Here is a 16883-nt window from a genome sequence, read left to right as displayed (position 1 = left end):
CAATGAACTGCGTAATTTATTTCGTTTAATAATAACCTATCACGGTAAATAAAACAGCATTTATATGAAGGCTACCATTATAACTATTGGGGATGAAATATTGATTGGTCAAATTATTGATACCAATTCGGGTTTTATTGCTCAATCACTGGACAGAATTGGCGTAGAAGTCAAAGAAATGATTTCGATAAGCGATGATAAAAAGCATATTTTAGACACCTTTGCGCAATTGCAAAACAAAGTTGATGTTGTCATTGTAACGGGTGGTTTGGGGCCGACAAAAGACGATGTGACCAAAAAAACTTTTTGTGAATATTTTGATGACGAACTGGTTGTGAATCCCGAAGTATTGGCTCATGTAACAGAGCTGATCGAAGGTTTTTACAAGCGACCTATTTCGCAATTGAATAAAGACCAGGCCTTGGTACCTTCTACCTGTACGGTTTTGCATAACAAAGTGGGGACAGCACCCGGCATGTGGATGAAGAAAGAAAATACGGTGTTTGTTTCGCTTCCGGGGGTTCCGTATGAGATGAAATATTTGGTCGAACACGAGATAGTTCCTAAGATTGTTAGGGAATACAAACGACCTTACATCATTCATAAAACAATTTTAACCTATGGTCAGGGAGAGAGTTTAGTCGCGGAACGTATAGAAGATTGGGAGAATAATTTGCCTGATTTTATTAAACTGGCGTACCTGCCTAGTCCCGGCAGAGTGCGTTTGCGTCTTTCGGCACGAGGTACGGATAAAGAAATTCTTGAAACAGCACTTGAAGATAAAATAAAAGCATTAGACGCTATAATTCATGATATTATAGTTGGCTATGAAGAAAATGAAACGATAGAGGTTGTGCTTGGTAAATTGTTAAAAAAACAAAATAAAACCATTGCTACGGCTGAAAGTTTTACCGGAGGAAAAATAGCGTCGATTTTGTCAGCCGTTCCCGGAGCTTCAAGTTATTTTAGAGGAAGTATTGTTCCGTATGCAACAGAGCTTAAGGTTAGTGTTCTTGGGGTTTCGCAGGAATTAATAGAGAAATTTTCGGTGGTAAGTGCTGAGGTTGCATCTGCTATGGCTTTGAGTGTGAAAGAGATGCTTAAAACAGATTATGCCATTGCGACAACCGGTAACGCCGGACCGTCAAAAGGAGACTCGGATGCAGAAATTGGCACCGTTTTTATCGCTTTGGCTACTCCGAACGAAATAATTGTCGAAGAGTTTAACTTTGGGCAACCCCGTGAAAAAGTGATAGATAGGGCGACTATTAAGAGTTTGGAAATATTACAGAAAGAAATTTTAAAAATTGTGCAATAATTTTTTGCTACAATGGTTTATTTTTCTTTTCTTTGCACCCTGATTTTGAATAACGATAAAAGTAAAGTATAATGTCAAGAGTTTGTGACCTTACAGGTAAAAGAGCGATGGTAGGAAATAACGTTTCTCACGCTATGAACAAAACTAAGAGAAAGTTTTCTGTAAACTTAGTTAAAAAGCGTTTTTATCTTCCAGAAGAAGATAGATGGATTACTCTTAGAGTAGCAGCATCTACGATAAAAACAATTAATAAAAATGGAATCACTGCTGTTTTGAAAAAAGCACAGTCAGAAGGATTTATCAAATAATCTTTTCCAAAATAAATATATAGCAAGATGGCAAAGAAAGGTAATAGAATCCAGGTGATTTTAGAATGTACTGAGCACAAGACTTCTGGTGTTTCAGGTACTTCTAGATATATAACAACTAAGAACAAAAAAAATACTCCGGACAGACTTGAGATTAAAAAATTTAATCCAATTTTGAAACGTGTAACTGTTCATAAAGAAATTAAATAATTAAGTCATGGCAAAGAAAACCGTAGCATCGTTACAAACAGCTTCTAAGAGATTGTCAAAAGCCATCAAAATGGTAAAATCTCCTAAAACTGGTGCATATACATTCGTAGAATCTATTATGGCTCCTGAAGAAGTTGATAATTTCTTGAAAAAGAAATAATAACATACACAGTATATAGAAAAGCTACTTTCATTCGGAAGTAGCTTTTTTATTTTTTATATTTGTCTAAAAAATTATAGAAGCAGGTAGTATTTCACTGTAAAAAAGTTTTCGATTTCTCGCCTAGTAACAGAGGAGGTATTGATTAAACTGATGAGCACTAATAACGCTTCTGTATCTATTAAGATTGCTTAGATCTTCAAAACATCAGGTGGTCTGAAAAACTAACAACAAATAACAAATGAGTTTTTTTAAAAAATTATTCTCCAGTGAAAAGAAAGAGACTTTAGACAAAGGTCTTGAAAAATCAAAAACTACTTTTTTTTCAAAGTTAAGCAAAGCCATTGCCGGAAAGTCTAAAGTTGATGATGATGTTTTAGATGATCTGGAAGAAATCCTGGTAGCTTCTGATGTTGGTGTAAATACAACATTGAAAATAATTTCAAGAATTGAAAAACGAGTTGCTGAAGACAAATATTTAGGTACCGAGGAGTTAAATCAAATTCTTCGTGAAGAAATTGGTGCTTTGTTATCTGAAACCAATAGAGGTGAAGCTACTGAATTTGAAATTCCAAAAGATAAAAAACCATATGTTTTAATGGTTGTAGGAGTCAATGGAGTAGGTAAAACAACTACTATTGGTAAATTGGCTTATCAGTTTAAAAAAGCCGGTTACAAGGTTGTATTAGGGGCTGCCGATACTTTTCGTGCTGCTGCTATTGATCAATTGCAGGTTTGGGCAGATCGTGTAGATGTGCCAATTGTAAGGCAAAATATGGGAAGTGATCCTGCTTCTGTTGCTTTTGATACTTTGCAATCTGCCGTAGCTCAAAATGCAGATGTTGTTATTATTGATACTGCCGGACGTCTTCATAATAAAATCAATTTAATGAACGAACTTACAAAAGTAAAACGCGTTATGCAGAAAGTGGTTGAAGACGCTCCTCATGATGTACTTTTGGTTTTAGACGGTTCAACAGGTCAGAATGCTTTTGAGCAGGCAAAACAGTTTACTGCTGCTACAGAAGTTACTTCACTTGCCGTAACTAAATTAGACGGAACTGCTAAAGGTGGTGTTGTAATTGGTATTTCAGACCAATTTCAGATTCCTGTAAAATACATTGGAGTTGGTGAAGGTATTGAAGATCTTCAGGTCTTTAATAAATATGAATTTGTAGATAGTTTTTTTAAATAATACAGCATGAGTTTTTCTTCTTTAAAAAATATAACGCCACTTACTTTTTATTTTGCAAGCGTGGTAAGTTTCGTATTAGCAAATGTTTTAAAAGATAAAAGTTTGTCTTTTTATTACATTTTATTGGTTTTGGGTTTGGGATTCTTTTTTATGGGAATGCTGAAAAGAATCCGAACTAAAAGATAGTCAGAGATTTGAAATCGATTATGGAGTAGTAATTGATTAATAAAAAAAGCTTTAGCTGAACATTCAAAGAAGTTCGGTTAAGGCCTTTTTCATTTTTATGAAAAGGCCACCAAATAAGGTAGGAGGTGTTTTATGATCATCTTATAGAGGATCAACACGAGAAGTTGTAAAGAAATAGAAATCTTAACTTTGTGTTTGTTAACCGCTAGGCTCACAAAGGTTTTGCGCAAGAGTCGCTAAGACAATAAATAGCTTTTTTATAAAACTTTGCACACTTTGCGATTAGAGCAAATAAGTATCCCTGCGCTCTCTGCGGTTAAAATAAACTGTATATTTTGGCAGAAGAAATTTTGTAAAAACAACAACAATTTTTGAGCTTGATTTCATTAATTGCCTCCTGCTTTAGCTGGAGGTCAAGAATTGATTAATAATAAAAAAGGCTTTAGCCGAACTTTTTTAAACGTTCGACTAAAGTTTTTTTTTGTTTCATAGATACAGAGCATTAATTTTCTCCCACAAAGTCTTGTCAAAATCAGATAAGGCGAGGTTGGTATCGTCGGCAGCATCTCCCATTCTGATTACGACCATATTTTTGCTTGGTACAACATATATTTTCTGATCGTTTTTGCCCAAAGCCATAAACAGATCATTTGGAGCTGTTGGAATGATGCTTCCCGGAAAGCTGAGTTGTGATTGTGGTAAATGATAATTTGCTTTTCCATTCAGCCACCATAGGTAACCGTATCCTAAATTGATTGTTTGTGAGGTGTTTGTGGCTTCTGTAAAGTAATTTTCATTGAGGATGACAGTGTTGTTCCATTTACCTTTGTTGAGCATTAAAAGTCCAAAGCGTGCCATGCTTCTGGAAGTGCTTGTGTAAACACTATTGTTGCCAAGTTGTACCCAGTTGCCATTCATCCCGATTTTGTCTCTTAATTTGCTGTTGAAATAGTTTGCCCAGCTTTGACCGCTTGCCTGTGCAATAACGTCTTGTAGTTTTACATATACATTATGATACGCCCATCGTTTTCCTGCATCGGCTTTGTAAATTAAACTGGCAGGATCTACATCATCAGTGCTGTCATCGAGTCCTGATGTCATCGTTAGTAAATGCTTGCAGGTAATTGCATTTTCCTGAGCAGTGGTTTCGCTTGTCCAACCCGTGCCAATATATTGGGAGACTTTATTGTTAATGTTGATTAGACCTTCTTGCTGTGCGATTCCGGTAACGGCTGATGTTAGGGTTTTCCCGGCACTTGCCCAATACCAGTTTGTGGTGGTAGTATGACCATTAAAATAATGTTCCAGAACAATTCGTCCATTCACTAAAAGAATAAAGGATTTAGAGTGTTTTAATTCTAAGTAATCTAACAGAGGTTGTACCGCGCTTTGATTCCATTTTAGATCTGAAACCGATTGTGTCTCCCAGATTGTTCCTGTTAATGGAGGAAAATACATGCTTTGAACAGGAAGGGATTCTGTGTCGGTGGATTCTTTGCTGCAACTGAGAAAGCTAAAGATTATCAGGAATTTAAAAATAGTTTTGGTCATGTTTTTTGGTTTTGGCTTGAGGTTTGACTAAAAGTAAGCAAAATAGTTTAATGGGTTTTGTGCATTTTTATTTCTTTTGAATTTTTATAAAGTTAACTTTGTGCTTCACGAAATATTCTTTTGAATACTAAAACTTGTCAACTGGTAAAACGGATTCTTTTTTCGATTTTAGCCGGTAAGAGCAAGAAGGTTAACAATTGGATTTTTTTAATTAATTTAGAATATGAAAAACACTTTTATGATTTTGGTTTTGTCTCTTTTGTTTGCAGGATGCAAACAGGAAATTAAACCGGCAGATATTGCGAAACTAAATGGGTATTGGGAAATTACTAAAGTGGTTTTTGATAAAGGTGAAATAAAGGACTTTGGCATGAATGAAACTTTTGATTTCTTCAAAATAGAGAAGAATAACAAAGGAGTACGAACAAAAGTAGCACCACAACTCGATGGTACTTTTTTGTCTACAGATACATTCGAGAATGTTTCGGTTCGTTTTGCCGGAGATAAAGTTTATTTAGATTACAAAACAGCTTATGCAAAGTGGAGCGAGGAATTACTAACGTTGTCTGATGATGAATTGGTGGTGAAAAATGCTGAGAATAAAGAGTATCATTACAAAAAAGCAGGACCAATAAATATCTTAAACGATGGCAAAGAGACTAAATAACGAAAGCACGATAGGCGCTGTTTTAAAGCAAATTATTCAGGTAAATAAATTGCAGCCCGGCATGGATCAGATTGATGTTAAGGAAGCCTGGAGACAGCTAATGGGGAATGGTGTAAATACCTATACCAGAAACGTTGTTTTAAAAAATGGTACCTTGTATGTTGAACTTGGATCTTCTGTTTTAAGAGACGAACTGAGCCACGGAAAATCTAAAATTATCAGGATGATTAATGAGGAATTAGGCAGGGACGTGGTAAAAGATGTTATTTTACGTTAGTCTTTTTAATGCTATACCGGCTTAGTTTATTAGGCTTTGGTTCTTGAAAAATAAATTTAACACTTCTGTTCTGGAAGTGTTTTTTTTATGATACATTTGAGCGGTAAGTATTTTTTTAATAAATAAAAACTACTACTTATTTAATAATCAAAACCTAAAAACAAATTTAAAAAAGAATGAAAAAACTATTACTTATTTTAACCGTATTTTGCGCTTTAAACAGTTATTCACAAAAGAAAAAAGTGGCGGTTGTTGCTTTTTATACTGACAAAACAATTGATCTTTCTGATCTTGGTTTGAATAGTCTTGCTGCAATTGCAGATTTAGGAATTGACCCAAATTTTAATCTTACTCCAATTTTAGAGAAATATCATGATGCTTTTTTTAATGTTTATTCTAAACAATTTCCGTTTGATTTAGTTCCGGAGAATGAAGTAATTCAAAAACAAGAGTACATTGATTTTACGCCTAAGTTTGCCAGAGAAGGGAATGAGGGAAAAACGATAATCAACTACCCTGGATACAAATATATTTATGAAGGAACAAACGGTGAGGCTAATGAAGTAGGAACGGCTACTTTGTTTAAAGATGTTGCAGATGGTGTTTTGTTTACAGAAATACATTTTGCTTTGCAAAAAGGATTCGCTGTTGGTGGAACCGGAACAGTTAAAATGAGAGCATATGCAAGACTTGCTTTGTATGATAAAAACGGTAAAAAAGTATTTGCATTCAGTGAAGGAGAAAATTCTAAAAAAACCGGAGTTATTGTTGGTGGAATTCCTGTCTTAACTCCTGAAAAAGTACTACCGATGTGCGAAAGTGCATTAGAAGAACTTCTAAAAGATTTAGATAAAAGAGTAGCTAAAATTGTTAAAAAGACAGCTGGTAATATTTAATGGTTTTGCAATCATATGCATAAAAAAGAAAATCCCGTTTCAAATTTGAAACGGGATTTTTTAATTAAAAGATTAGAAATCTAAAATCAGAAATCTAAAGTCTAAAATCTTTAATTAGAATTGCTCTCTTCCGGCAAAGTGGAATGCACCTTCGATTGCAGCATTTTCGTCGCTGTCAGAACCGTGAACTGCATTTTCTCCAATAGAAGTAGCATATGCTTTACGAATAGTTCCTTCAGCAGCTTCAGCTGGATTTGTAGCTCCAATTAAAGTTCTGAAATCTTCTACTGCATTGTCTTTCTCTAAAATAGCAGCAACAATTGGTCCACGAGACATGAATTCAACTAATTCTCCGTAGAAAGGTCTTGCAGCGTGAACAGCATAAAATGCCTGAGCATCAGCTACAGTTAATTGAGTTAATTTTAACGAAACGATTTTGAAACCTCCGTTAGTAATCATTGCTAAAATGTTCCCGATGTGTCCGTTTGCAACAGCATCCGGCTTAATCATTGTAAAAGTTCTATTTGTTGCCATTTTACTTGCGTTTTTTAAATTTTGTGCAAAAATAGACTTTTTTATCAATTGATTTTAATTAATTTATAATAAAAGCCTGTTTTTTTTCAACCATATAAGTGATATAAGTTCAGTTAAGTCATGCTTTAGAAAAAATGATATGAACTTATATCACTTATATGGTTATTAAACTTTAAAAATGAGTTTGTTTTTGTAGAATATCCATAAAATAAAAGTCCAGATTCCCACGTAGACCAAAGCTCCTGCAAAGGAAGCCATCATTGGATTGCTGAAAAAAGGCGCAATTCCGTACTCATACAAATATTTTAGCAGATTAATCTTTTCTCCGACTTTATGCGGGTTTTCAAATTCAATCATCACCAAAGCCTGTGGAATAATCTGCGAAGTGAAAAATACGATCATTGGATTTACACCCCAGATTAAAAACAATTTGAATCCTTTTTGATACTCCGCAATATCAATCACATAATATAGAATAGCTAAAGCAGTTGTCGCCAGGCCGGTTGTGTACAATACATAACTGCTTGTCCAGATCGATTTGTTGATTGGAAAAACCAGATTCCAAATTTGACCGGCAATAATTAAGGCAATTCCGGCTAATGCCATTTTTTGGGCAATGTCTTTTTTTGCAACTTTAAGTTGTAATAATTGACCAATTAATAGACCGATAATTCCGTTTACAATAGATGGAACTGTGCTTAAAAGCCCTTCCGGATCCCAGGTTACAGTACCGCGATACATATGACCTTTAAGAAGAATACCGTCGAGCCATGAAGCTAAATTGGTTCCTTTTTCCAGATTGGCTTCTCCAATTCCGGGAACGGGAATCAAAGTCATTACGGCCCAATAGCCAAATAAAAGAACAATTCCGGTTAGGATTTGTGTTTTTTGTGTTGTTTTTAAATACAAAAAAGAGATAACAAAATACACCACCGCGATGCGTTGTAAAACTCCCGGAAGACGCGCATCCTGATAAGCTTCGATTCCGCTATAGGCCAGAAACAAATAAATAAGCAGTATAGAAAAAGCAAAAATGTTTTTTAGTCTGGAACTGAAATTGCCCATCAAAGCATAGCCAACACCAATCGTAATAATTAGTCGACCAATTAGGAGCGGTATACCTGTAAGATCAAATAACTGTATTTTTCCAAAATAATTGAAGAAAATTCCCAAACATAACATTCGGAGCGAACGCACCAGAATTTTATTAAAAGTAGTGTCGTCGTACCTTTTGTCGGGCATTGCAAGGGGAACCGCAACTCCCATTATAAAAATAAAAAAAGGAAAAACTAAGTCAGTCGGGGTACAACCATTCCATTCGGCATGCAAAAGTGGAGGGAAAACATGACCCCAGTCTCCGGGGTTGTTGACAATTGTCATTAATAAAATAGTTAGTCCACGAAAGACATCTAGCGAAATTAAGCGTTCTTTTACCATTGGTTTTGGGTAAATTGGTTTAGTTAATAAATTTTAAAAGTCGCTATTTGGTTTAAGAACAATAATTCCGGAATCAGGTGGTTATTTTATTCCGAAATTATTGTTGTATGTTGTAAAATTTAGATCGTTATGATCGAAAAATTAGCTTCTAAAGGTCTTAATTTTTGAGTTAATAAAGGAATCAATTCTTCTCCATTTTCTAAATAAAACTCAGAAAAATTAGCCTGACGCTCTTGTAAACTTCTATTTGGAAATAATTGAAGTTGTAAGTCTTCGATTCGCTCTAATTGGTCGCTTAATTTCCTTTTTTGCGCTTTAAGCAATCGTTTTTCTAAATTTTCTAATCCTTTTTTCTGTTTTACCTCCTGAGCCTTCACAGCTCCGGTAAAAGATTGATCTGTTTTTTGAGCTAATTCGGTCAGGTATTGAAATTGTTTCTCCAGAATTTCTTTTTGAGGGGTTAAGTCTATTGGGAATTCTGAGATTTTATAAGTTACAGCATTGATTAAATCGGCTGGTTTGGTAAATAAATCTTTCCAGCTTAAGCCTAATTGATCGGCTTTTTTTGCTTGTTTTTCCGTAGTCAGCAAAACAGAATTTCGAACCAGTAATATCGGAAAAGTTATTTGTGCCACATCAAAAAAAGATTTTAATTCCAGCCAGTAAGCAATTTCTCCGCCTCCGCCAATGTAACATAAATTGGGTAAAATAATTTCCTGATACAAGGGACGCATAATCACATTTGGACTGAATTTCTCCGGATTGGTTTCTACTAATTTCAGAATTTCGTCTTTTGTAAAGGAAGTTTTAGTATTGTTAACAATGTATTTATCGTTTTCAAAAACAATGCGTTCGCGTAAATCATCTTCAATATAGAATAAATTGATTTCGCGTGGATTTACCTGAACCGTATAATCTTTCAGCTTTTCAATAGTTTCCTGAACGGCTTTGAATGAAGTCTGCTTTGTTAATTCTTCTTTAATGTAAGGAATGAAAGCATGTTTCAAATCGGTACTATCCGCATCTATAATGACCAGACCTTGAGAAGCAAATAGGGCATTAGCCAAAAAACGAGTGGCATCAGCAAGATTATTGTGCTTTAGATAAGCATTTTCAAAGAGCTTTTTTAAAGTAGTAGCGTTTGTGCTGGATCCCAATTCTAAAGCATAAATTTCTAAAAATTCAGCAAGTCCTTCTGTTGAAAGTCTTCCAACAGGACCGGTACTTTCCTTGTTCCATCTGAATTTTTTTCCTTTAAAATTAAAATAATTGATTTCTTCAAAATCATGATCTTCGGTCGCCATCCAGTAAATTGGGACGAAGTTATAATCCGGGTATTTTGATTGTAATTCTTTAGTGAGATTTATAGTAGATATAATCTTATACAAAAAGTACAAAGGCCCGCTAAAAAGATTTAATTGATGCCCGGTTGTAACAGTAAACGTGTTTTCATGCGCTAAAAGAGCAATGTTTTGTTTGGTTAGATCAGACATTTGAATTCCCGAATATTGCTCTTCTAAAACAGCAACCAGAGGAATTCTATTTTGATTATTGAAATTCTGCTGTTTCTCAATGATTTGTTTTTCAAAGTTTTCCAGCGTGGGGAAATTAGTATAAAGCGGTTTCAGATCCGGTTTTTGTTCTAAATAATCTTGTATCAATGTAGAGAAATATCCTGAGTTTTGGTAGCTGATACAGTCGGTTGGCATAGTTTTAGGTTTATTTTTTGATAGCAGTAAATTTAATGAAAATATACAGTTAAAAACGGTTTTAACTATTGCTTAGGATTTGATTTTTTGTTTTTATTGTAATGTGTTGTTAGTCAGTGGTTTTTGTGTTTTTGACTACATTGCTAAAAACGTTGTTTTAGTAAACAAAATGTTAATAAGAGAATGTCGCAGCATTTTTACAGTAAATAAAATCTCGCCGCGAATTACACGAATTTTCACGAATTAATTTTTAAAAACGTAGCAAAAACCTTTTAATCCATTTAATCTGTGGTAAAAAAAGAATAGCCACAGATTTCACAGATTTAAAGGATTTTTTTTCTTAGTGATAGCTATTAATCAACAATAGATTTCGAAGTTAAACACAACAATTCGTGAAAATTTGTGCAATTAGAGGCAAAAACTCTCACCACGAATTTTTACGAATTAATTTTTAAAAACTTAGCAAAATCTTTTTAATCGATTTAATCTATGGCAAAAAAACTAGCCACAGATTTCACAGATTTAAAGGATTTTTTTTCTTAGTGATAGTTATTAATCAACAATAGATTTCGAAGTGAAACATAATAATTCGTGAAAATTCTTGCAATTCGTGGCAAAAATTTTAGCAACGAATTTGCATAGATTGACATGTAAAACTTGGAAGATATGTTAAAATTGGTCTTTTTTTATTGCATAATTGAAGTTGTAGCTGTTTTTTGTTGATTTGTAATTATTTGTAAATCAGTGTATTGTTAATTTTTTATGAAATATTTTTAAAATTTATTTGTTTATTAAGAAAATATTTCACAAAATTTGCCTCAGAAAAATAAATCATTAACCATTAATAACGAAGACAATGTTTGTATTAAACTTTACCTCTCAAAACATCGCATCAGGATTTAATTCTGTTGGCATGTGTCTTCGTGGCTTTTCTCAATCCTAGCAAATCAATTTAAGATATAAGAGCTAAGCCCGAAGGAAAATAACTTTCGGGCTTTTTTTTATTCTAGACTCTTCAAAAAATTCCCGATTACCTGAATTTAATTTATCTGTTTCAGATAAAATGCTGTTGTCCTGTATTTTTTTATACCGGACAGGAAATCTATAATTTAATTTTTTTTAATGGACGATTTTCTTTTGGACGATTGCATGTTATATGCTCGTCTAAAGACTAAAAGACAAAAAAAAAGATTGGTTAAAGAGGATTTTGAAAAACAACTTGTTCAAATAGCAAAACGAAATAGCGCAATCTATTCGGCAATTAGAAATTTGCCTTTGGTTGAATTGAAAGAGCCTTATCAAAAAGGCTGGGTTCGATATTTTGTAGTTCGTGTTGATGTTTTGCGTTCAGCCGAGGGTGTGTTTTATGAAAAGATACTTGAAAAAATAAATACTTTTCAGTTTTCTAATCAAAAAGAGTTCACCAACAGGAAAAAGCGTTTTGGAAAGAAATCGATTCATCCAAGAGAACGATTTGTTGCTAACATCAGTGTCAGCGATTGGAATACTAACAAATTCGAACTAACTGACAAAGAAAAATCCTGTTTTACACTAATCGAAAAATGGTCTGATTTATACAAGCGTTTTGTGAGATATTACAAATTTAATGAGCCGTGGAGGTTTGTATTTAAAATTGAGCCCAACATAATTACGCATAAAAAAGCGATTGATACAGCACTTGAAAGCGAATTGAGGCTCATAGAAAATTACATACAGAATCGGAATTTACGATGTAAGATCTATAAAATGTGGAACACAAAGGCAGACTATTATTGGAGCTTAGAAAAATTAAAGCACCATAATCAAATAAAAAACAAAAATCTGAATACGATTTATGAAATGTATTTAGAAGAAAAATATACCTAATGGGAAATAAATTATCCGGAAAAGACCTGATTAAAATAGGCTTTCCAAAAAATAATAGTATCAATATTGCTTTAGGGCAAATAAACCGATACAGAAAAAGAGAAAAAAAAGAGAGTATACTAACCGAAGCCAAAGAGGTTTTGCTGTTTCCGGAAAAATTTACCGGACACGGAACCTGGGGGAAAGTGGCAGAAGGCTTGGTAAATCCGGTGCAGGTAAGAATGCATCAGCTGAATAATACAAGGGCTCCGTTTTCAATATTCGGAGAAAATGAAATTGACGAACAAGCCAAATATCAGTTGTACGATGCTTTGAAATTACCAATTTCAGTAGCAGGCGCTCTAATGCCCGATGCACATTCAGGATACGGACTGCCAATTGGAGGTGTACTTGCGACAGACAATGCAGTAATTCCGTACGGTGTTGGTGTAGATATCGGGTGCCGAATGAGTTTGTCCATTTTTGATATTCCCGCCAGTTTTTTCAAAGGAAAAGAACATCAATTGCAGGCAATATTAAAAGACAATACCAAATTCGGTATGTATGAAACTCACGCGATAAGAGCGGATCATGAATTGTTTAGCCGAAGCGAGTTTCAGGATATTCCACTTTTGAAAAATTTGCTGAGCAAAGCCTACAAACAATTGGGAACTTCGGGCGGAGGAAATCATTTTGTGGAGTTCGGAATTGCAAAGATTACCAATCCGCTAAACGAATGGAAGATTGGTGTTGGAGAATATTTTGCAGTGCTTTCGCATAGTGGTTCAAGAGGATTGGGGGCCAATATCGCTAAACATTATACGTATCTGGCTACTAAGCAATGTCCCTTGCCTAAGAATGTACAACATTTGGCGTGGCTTGATTTGAACACACATGATGGGCAGGAATATTGGCTGGCGATGAATCTGGCGGGTGATTATGCAAAAGCATGTCACGACGATATTCACCGTCGAATTGCAAAAGCGATAGGGAAACGCGTTGTGGTAACAATCGAAAATCACCACAATTTTGCCTGGAAAGAAGTTGTAAATGGCAAAGAAGCAATTGTACACCGCAAAGGCGCTACTCCGGCAAATGTTGGTGAACTGGGTATCATTCCGGGTTCTATGACTGCTCCTGGGTTTATTGTTCAGGGGAAAGGAAATGCAGAGAGTTTAAATTCAGCATCACATGGTGCAGGACGACTTTTTTCGCGCAAAAAATGTAAAGAATCATTTACGCAAAGTGAGATTAATAAAGTGCTGAAAGCAAATGACGTGAGTCTAATTGGCGGAAATATTGACGAAGCTCCAATGGCGTATAAAGACATTAATAAAGTAATGGCAAACCAAAACGAATTGGTTGATGTTCTGGGAACATTCACTCCAAAAATCGTTAGAATGGATCGCTAAAAAGAATAGAAATTATGGAAAAAATAATTCAAATAACATCAGGGCGTGGCCCGGCTGAGTGCAGCTGGGTTGTTGCCCAGGTTTTAAAAACCTTTATAGAAGAAGCAAAAGAGAAGAACATCAAAACAACAATGCTTCAAAGAGAAGTCGGAATTGAAAACGGAACCGTAGAAACGGCAACAGTGTTACTCGAAGGTACTACTCTGAATGATTTTGTGAATTCGTGGGTCGGAACAATTCAATGGATTGGACAAAGCCAGTTTAGGAAATTACACAAACGCAAAAATTGGTTTATCGGAGTTTTCGAAATCGAAAGAACAACTGCAACTGAAATTTCAGAAAACGATATTCAGTATCAGGCAATGAGAAGTTCGGGTGCCGGAGGTCAGCATGTTAATAAAGTAAGTTCGGCTGTTAGAGCAACACATGTTCCAACCGGAATTAGTGTGGTTTCGATGGACTCCCGTTCGCAACATCAGAATAAAAAGTTGGCAACCGAAAGGTTATTGCAGAAATTTAAAGAAGAAACGGTAAAACAATTCAAAGCCGAATTTCAGGCGCAATGGATGAATCAATTGCAAATTCAGAGAGGAAATCCGGTTCGGGTTTTTCAGGGTTCCGATTTCAAGAAACAAAAACAGGAAAAAAAGTATAAACAGGAAAGACAAAGATTAAAAAGAGAAGATTATTTCGATCGAGATTAAAGCTTCCGGTTTTTGAACTTTCAAATGAAACGATTTATGAAATCGTTATTATAACGCTGTTTGTTGCGATAAACGGCACTAAAAAATACAGTTATGAAAACAGTAGATAAATATATTTTTGAGGCATTAGACAATTATCCCTATTCGCTGGTAGAAACCATAGAATCATTGGATTATGCTTTGTCTTATGACAATAAAAATACAATGGCATTGTGCTTATATGGCCGGATTCAGGCGGATCAATTATTCAGATATGAGGAAGCCAAAGAATATTTTCAGCAGGCAATTGCTATAGATATAAATGCAATCGAAGTATACTCGCATTATATTTATACGTTGGTTTTGAATGAAGATTATGAAGAAGCGACGAAACTTATCGATTTTGCTTTGACTCTTAAAGGAATTAATAAAGCTGAAATTCTTCTTAAAAAAGTAATGCTACTGGAGAGCCAAAAACAGTTCAAAAAAGCATTGAAAATCTTAAAAGAAGTGAAGCTTGAAATATTAAATAATGAGTTTGATTTTCTTATAGAAGAAGCCGAAAAACGACTAAATAAAAAAGTGAATAAAAAAACGGATAAGGTTTCTAAAAAAGAGAAGCCTAAAAAGAAAAAGAGCAAATAGATTAATTAACTCAAGTTGCTAGTTGAATAATAATATATATTGTAAAATGTATACTGTAAAATGTAAAATGTAGAATGTAAAAAGTAATAAGTTTTGTTTAATTGATTTGTATCTTACATTGTACGAACATATAGTTGTGTCAAGTCGCTAAAATACAGTAATAATACTTATCTAACGCTTCGCTTAAAGGCAAGGAAATCCGCTAATTAAATCATTTGCCCTTTCAGACTGGCATTTCACATTATACAACTAGTAACTTGAATTAATTAGGATGCCAGTATGAGCTGTAGCCAAATCGTTTTTGAACTTTTAGGTGTAGTTCGCAAAGGCATCCTTTTTTAGTAGTAGTGGGATTATGAGTTTTTCACAATGATATTTTATTTTAACAGATAAATATTTGTTGATTTCAGGAATTAGGTTCATTTTTGTGGTCTATTTTCTTAAAATAAAACTATATCAGAATTTAATGAAAGATAACCCAAATCAAAAGAAGAACTCTTTAAAACACGTTCTCTTTGGCAGCTTAATTGGTACTACAATCGAATTTTTTGATTTTTATATTTATGCTAATGCAGCAGTGTTGGTATTCCCACAACTATTTTTTCCGGGTTCCGACAAGACCATGGCAACCTTAGAATCACTGGCGACTTTTTCAATAGCCTTTTTATCACGCCCTTTAGGTTCAGCTTTTTTTGGACATTATGGCGACAAAATCGGGCGTAAATTTACTTTAGTTGCTGCCTTGTTGACAATGGGTGTATCTACGGTTACCATTGGTTTTTTACCAAGTTATGCCAGTATTGGGGTCGCTGCTCCTTTGTTATTGATGTTATGCCGTTTTGGGCAGGGCGTTGGATTAGGAGGTGAGTGGGGAGGAGCTGTTTTACTGGCGATCGAAAATGCACCACCAAATAAACGTGCCTGGTACGGTATGTTTCCGCAATTAGGAGCACCAATCGGATTGTTGCTTTCGGGAGGAACTTTTCTGTTGCTAACGGACACTATGAATAGCGAAGACTTTATGAATTATGGATGGCGAATTCCATTTATAGCCAGTTCTCTTTTGGTTGTTGTTGGGTTTTATATTCGAACTAAAATTACTGAAACCCCTTCTTTTGAAAATTCAAAAAAAGAGCAGGAAGAAGTAAAAGTGCCTTTTTTAACGCTGATTAAATCCTATAAGAATCAATTGATTTTTGGAACATTGGCGGCTATTACAACATTTTTGGTTTTTTATTTAATGACCGTTTTCACTTTGAGTTGGGCAACTTCTGATTTGGGTTTTGCGAAAAGAGATTTTTTATTGATTCAGATGTTTTCGGTATTGTTTTTTGCATTGTTTATCCCGGTTTCAGCACTTGTTGCAGATAAAATAGGACGTCGTAAAGTATTGGTTATAACGACAATTGTTATCGCTGTTTTTGGTTTCTTCTTCTCTTATTTCTTAAATTCAGGAAGTCCAGCTTTGGTAACTTTTTATGTTTGTTTGGGAATGGCATTAATGGGATTTACTTATGGACCTTTGGGAACATTTTTATCCGAATTATTTCCTACCAACGTTCGGTATTCGGGAGCTTCTTTAACCTTTAATCTGGCAGGTATTCTTGGTGCCGCTTTTGCTCCAATGATCGCGATTTGGCTTGCTAGTAAATACAGTTTAACCTACGTAGGTTTTTATCTGACTATAGCGGCCTGTATTTCCCTGTTTTCTTTATTGGCAATCAGCAAAAAAGAACATAAGTTTTAGAGTGCAGGTTAAGTGAAATTGTTCCAGGGTATAAATTTTTCTCAAGTAGAAAAGATTCGACTTATTTATTGACACACAAAACTAAAAAGGTTGTCCAATTTAT

At 34.6% G+C, this 16883-nt stretch carries 17 protein-coding genes; 13 read left to right on the top strand and 4 right to left on the bottom strand.

Translation table 11 applies throughout. The features are described from left to right. Window positions 1-64: 64 nt before the first annotated feature. The 5 genes from G3A47_RS10645 to ftsY all read left to right on the top strand — a co-directional run bounded on the left by G3A47_RS10645 (window position 65) and on the right by ftsY (window position 3191). Window positions 65-1318 carry a CinA family nicotinamide mononucleotide deamidase-related protein gene (locus G3A47_RS10645; RefSeq protein ID WP_166922139.1) on the top strand — a complete coding sequence of 418 codons (1254 nt, stop codon included), beginning with the start codon at window positions 65-67 and terminating at the stop codon, window positions 1316-1318. Between the two features lie 71 nt (window positions 1319-1389). Continuing rightward, on the top strand, window positions 1390-1626 hold the full coding sequence (gene rpmB, locus G3A47_RS10640; RefSeq protein WP_008468080.1) for a 50S ribosomal protein L28: 237 nt from the start codon (window positions 1390-1392) through the stop codon (window positions 1624-1626). Between the two features lie 27 nt (window positions 1627-1653). Beyond that, window positions 1654-1836 carry a 50S ribosomal protein L33 gene (gene rpmG, locus G3A47_RS10635; protein WP_047778459.1) on the top strand — a complete coding sequence of 61 codons (183 nt, stop codon included), beginning with the start codon at window positions 1654-1656 and terminating at the stop codon, window positions 1834-1836. Between the two features lie 7 nt (window positions 1837-1843). Next, entirely contained in the window at window positions 1844-1996 is a 153-nt protein-coding gene (locus G3A47_RS10630; protein WP_166922138.1) for a DUF4295 domain-containing protein, read from the top strand. A gap of 241 nt (window positions 1997-2237) precedes the next feature. After that, the gene (gene ftsY, locus G3A47_RS10625; protein ID WP_166922137.1) at window positions 2238-3191 is read left to right on the top strand and encodes a signal recognition particle-docking protein FtsY; all 954 of its coding nucleotides are present in this window, start codon (window positions 2238-2240) and stop codon (window positions 3189-3191) included. 672 nt (window positions 3192-3863) lie between these two features. On the opposite strand, the gene G3A47_RS10620 is transcribed toward ftsY, so the two are convergent. Next, on the bottom strand, window positions 3864-4928 hold the full coding sequence (locus G3A47_RS10620) for a serine hydrolase domain-containing protein (RefSeq protein ID WP_166922136.1): 1065 nt from the start codon (window positions 4926-4928) through the stop codon (window positions 3864-3866). A gap of 223 nt (window positions 4929-5151) precedes the next feature. Between G3A47_RS10620 and G3A47_RS10615 the strand changes: the two genes are divergently transcribed. The 3 genes from G3A47_RS10615 to G3A47_RS10605 all read left to right on the top strand — a co-directional run bounded on the left by G3A47_RS10615 (window position 5152) and on the right by G3A47_RS10605 (window position 6768). Then, window positions 5152-5595, top strand: a complete 444-nt coding sequence (locus G3A47_RS10615; protein ID WP_166922135.1) for a lipocalin family protein — start codon at window positions 5152-5154, stop codon at window positions 5593-5595. Beyond that, complete coding sequence (locus G3A47_RS10610) at window positions 5576-5872, top strand: DUF721 domain-containing protein (protein WP_047778454.1); 297 nt, start codon at window positions 5576-5578, stop codon at window positions 5870-5872. Before G3A47_RS10615 ends, G3A47_RS10610 begins: the two co-directional genes overlap by 20 nt. Before the next feature lie 176 nt (window positions 5873-6048). Continuing rightward, window positions 6049-6768, top strand: coding sequence for a hypothetical protein (locus G3A47_RS10605; RefSeq protein ID WP_166922134.1), 720 nt, complete (start codon window positions 6049-6051; stop codon window positions 6766-6768). A gap of 114 nt (window positions 6769-6882) precedes the next feature. Here G3A47_RS10605 and G3A47_RS10600 read toward each other — a convergent pair whose 3' ends face one another. From G3A47_RS10600 to bshC, 3 genes are all read right to left on the bottom strand, one after another. Beyond that, window positions 6883-7302, bottom strand: a complete 420-nt coding sequence (locus G3A47_RS10600) for a nucleoside-diphosphate kinase (protein WP_026984871.1) — start codon at window positions 7300-7302, stop codon at window positions 6883-6885. A gap of 165 nt (window positions 7303-7467) precedes the next feature. Then, window positions 7468-8739 (bottom strand): acyltransferase family protein, encoded by a 1272-nt coding sequence (locus G3A47_RS10595; RefSeq protein ID WP_166922133.1) that lies wholly within the window; start codon window positions 8737-8739, stop codon window positions 7468-7470. A 119-nt stretch (window positions 8740-8858) separates the two neighbouring features. Next, window positions 8859-10448 (bottom strand): bacillithiol biosynthesis cysteine-adding enzyme BshC, encoded by a 1590-nt coding sequence (bshC, locus tag G3A47_RS10590; RefSeq protein ID WP_166922132.1) that lies wholly within the window; start codon window positions 10446-10448, stop codon window positions 8859-8861. 1122 nt (window positions 10449-11570) lie between these two features. Here bshC and G3A47_RS10585 point away from each other — a divergent pair. The 5 genes from G3A47_RS10585 to G3A47_RS10565 all read left to right on the top strand — a co-directional run bounded on the left by G3A47_RS10585 (window position 11571) and on the right by G3A47_RS10565 (window position 16780). After that, window positions 11571-12314, top strand: coding sequence for a hypothetical protein (locus G3A47_RS10585; protein ID WP_166922131.1), 744 nt, complete (start codon window positions 11571-11573; stop codon window positions 12312-12314). Continuing rightward, on the top strand, window positions 12314-13705 hold the full coding sequence (locus G3A47_RS10580) for an RtcB family protein (RefSeq protein ID WP_166922130.1): 1392 nt from the start codon (window positions 12314-12316) through the stop codon (window positions 13703-13705). Before G3A47_RS10585 ends, G3A47_RS10580 begins: the two co-directional genes overlap by 1 nt. A gap of 14 nt (window positions 13706-13719) precedes the next feature. Then, complete coding sequence (gene prfH, locus G3A47_RS10575) at window positions 13720-14409, top strand: peptide chain release factor H (protein WP_166922129.1); 690 nt, start codon at window positions 13720-13722, stop codon at window positions 14407-14409. A 93-nt stretch (window positions 14410-14502) separates the two neighbouring features. Next, complete coding sequence (locus tag G3A47_RS10570; RefSeq protein ID WP_166922128.1) at window positions 14503-15033, top strand: tetratricopeptide repeat protein; 531 nt, start codon at window positions 14503-14505, stop codon at window positions 15031-15033. A 466-nt stretch (window positions 15034-15499) separates the two neighbouring features. Beyond that, on the top strand, window positions 15500-16780 hold the full coding sequence (locus G3A47_RS10565; protein ID WP_166922127.1) for an MFS transporter: 1281 nt from the start codon (window positions 15500-15502) through the stop codon (window positions 16778-16780). Window positions 16781-16883: the final 103 nt, after the last annotated feature.

This window comes from Flavobacterium poyangense, from assembly GCF_011751075.1.
In the GTDB taxonomy this organism is placed as follows: domain Bacteria; phylum Bacteroidota; class Bacteroidia; order Flavobacteriales; family Flavobacteriaceae; genus Flavobacterium; species Flavobacterium poyangense.
The sequence above is the reverse complement of the archived record's forward strand: the minus strand, read 5'-3'. Positions and strand labels throughout refer to the sequence as shown.